Genomic DNA, 568 nt, shown 5'->3' with positions numbered 1-568 from the left:
CGCGGTCAGTAGCGCCGGCATCTTCATAAATGTTGCCTAGTTGGTTGTGGAAGATCCCGTGATCGACGATGGCGCTCGGCGGCATCATCGCCAACGCCTCCTCGTAAAGACGGGCCGCCTCGCCGAGATACCGCTTGAGCTCCTCTATCGGGCGCTCCGCGGTCCGCGCCTCCGCGAAGCGCTCGTAGGCAACCGCCCCAAGCTGGGCGAGGTCTTTTCCACGTCCGAGCTTGTCAGTGGCTGGTGTCAGCTCGAAATCGTATCGGTACCAGCGCTCGGCAACATCTAGATCGCGAATTTCGGCTATGTTCTTATAGGCATGGCCCAGATTGAAGGCGCAAGTCGCCTGCCTAGTGGCGTCGCCGATGGTTTCGGCCAAGTCCAGCGCCTCGCGATAGCTGTCCACGCAACCGGCGTGCCCCTGCTCTCGCTGAATCTGTCCGAGTTCGTGCAGCGCCGCGCCCAAGCTGAGGATGGCATGCCGCTGGATCGCTGTCCGCTGGTCCGCCGCGACCGCCAGGGCCGGGCCAGCGTCTATGCGGTGGAACTCGACGCGTGTCCGCTGCAG

1 protein-coding gene is annotated in these 568 nt (G+C 63.7%); it reads right to left on the bottom strand.

The annotated features are described in order from the left end of the window. Positions 1-406 (bottom strand): hypothetical protein (locus ABTU92_RS30880; protein ID WP_408095329.1); only part of this gene is annotated, 406 nt, incomplete at its 3' end. Positions 407-568: the final 162 nt, after the last annotated feature.

The organism is Rhodoplanes sp. SY1, assembly GCF_046000175.1.
Classification (GTDB): domain Bacteria; phylum Pseudomonadota; class Alphaproteobacteria; order Rhizobiales; family Xanthobacteraceae; genus Rhodoplanes.
The sequence above is the reverse complement of the archived record's forward strand: the minus strand, read 5'-3'. Positions and strand labels throughout refer to the sequence as shown.